Origin of the sequence: Candidatus Rhabdochlamydia sp. W815 (assembly GCF_018642185.1) — a bacterium.
GTDB classification, from domain to species: Bacteria; Chlamydiota; Chlamydiia; order Chlamydiales; family Rhabdochlamydiaceae; genus Rhabdochlamydia; species Rhabdochlamydia oedothoracis.
This window is the reverse complement of the sequence record NZ_JAAVTY010000178.1, coordinates 1-1,435: the sequence shown is the minus strand read 5'-3', so window position 1 is coordinate 1,435 and position 1,435 is coordinate 1. Positions and strand designations below refer to the sequence as shown.

General features: G+C 37.3%; 2 protein-coding genes. Both read right to left on the bottom strand.

Annotated elements, in window-relative coordinates; genetic code table 11:
- Positions 1 to 141: 141 nt before the first annotated feature.
- Positions 142 to 1,068, bottom strand: coding sequence for a nodulation protein NodZ (locus tag RHOW815_RS08060; protein WP_215217778.1), 927 nt, complete (start codon positions 1,066 to 1,068; stop codon positions 142 to 144).
- 153 nt (positions 1,069 to 1,221) lie between these two features.
- Positions 1,222 to 1,435, bottom strand: a 214-nt coding sequence (locus RHOW815_RS09490; RefSeq protein WP_502757473.1) for a transposase, incomplete at its 5' end; no start/stop codon positions are given.

Sequence of the window (1,435 nt, the reverse complement as noted above, 5' to 3'; positions counted from 1 at the left end):
AAATATAGGAACAGAAGAAAAAGGTTTGGTTTACGGTTCAATCTTATTGCTGGAATCTACAATTATGAAATTTTTATTTAACTAAGCAAGAGGTCTATTCCCCTTGTGTGCAATTAGAGAACTACCCAAAAAAGTATCATATTATTCAGGCTCTGCACATCTTTCATAACGTTCACTCAATAAAATGACAGGAATATCGGGCTGAAAATAGGTAGACCATAAGCTGAGATTTGAACTTGTACGAATGAGCAGATCACATTTTGAAAGTAGTAGGGAATCAACCAGAGCTTGTTTTCCCAATTTATAAGGAGGATGCCCAGAAAAGTGAACGCCTTCCGATCCAGTAGACCGATACACATTCCTTGCAATCACTTGAGAAGGAAACTCTCTTTCCATTGCTTCCACAAACTGTTTTTCATCACTTGCAACAAAAATTTGATAGGGTCTTTGAGAAGGAATTTGATCCTTTACCGCAGCAATCACAACACTATAGTCAATACGTGGCGCCTCAGAATGTTTATCAGTTCCTCGATAATGCACACCAATTGTATAGATTCCATGAAAATACGTTTCAACAAATTCGCAAACTTTTTTTTGAATATGGGGTTGAAGGTGAATATATTTTTTGACTAATGCTAGAGCTTCTTTGCGAGGTAAAGCACTTTTTGCACGAAATGCATCGCATCCCTCTTCCCAAGAGATGTGAAAGGGAGAAGCAGATTGCACACCAATAGAAATCGGTTCAAAAAAGTAGGCCCACCAATTCAGACCACGAGTCGGTTCGTAATAAAGACCATGTGGGCCAAAATCTACGACTAAACCTTGGTAATCAGGTAAATCACCCCTTTCGTAGAGATGGATCTGTCCTATAATTAAATTCGCAGCAGCAAACATCCCAATTGTTGGAAAATGCTCTGTATCAATTACACAAGACTTTGCTTGGATCTCTGAGATGTTGCAAAGGAAAAAGCATCTGCAAAAGAAAGACCAAAGATAAAGAGGAAAACGTACTTGAAAGGGAATGATCGCTTTACTTTTCTCTACCAAGCGTTTAAAAAAGAAAAACATTAGACCTCTTGCATAACCTGAATTTTAAAGATTCGAATTATAGATTCCTACTATAAGATATAAGTCTTAGAGCCTGTTTAAAATCTTCTCATTAAGGGGCCCTTTCAACCTTGAAGTGCACAAAAAAGAACATATAAATACTTGAAAAAACATCTATTGTGCACCCGAGCATAGCATGTTTGTAGATAATCTCGTAAACACTTCTAGTGGAGTTTCGAAGTTGAGAGCCTTTCTAGGTCTGTTATTTAGTAAAGTTTCCACCCTTTCTATATCCTTGGAAGTCGTATCTAAAAAGCTTTGTGTTTTAGGAAAATATTGCCTAACTAGTCCGTTTGTATGCTCATTTAAGCCTCTTTCCCAAGAATGG

Bases quoted from the DNA above. Each gene is read 5' to 3' on its own strand.
- RHOW815_RS08060 (WP_215217778.1), bottom strand. From the start codon at position 1,068: ATGTTTTTCTTTTTTAAACGCTTGGTAGAGAAAAGTAAAGCGATCATT.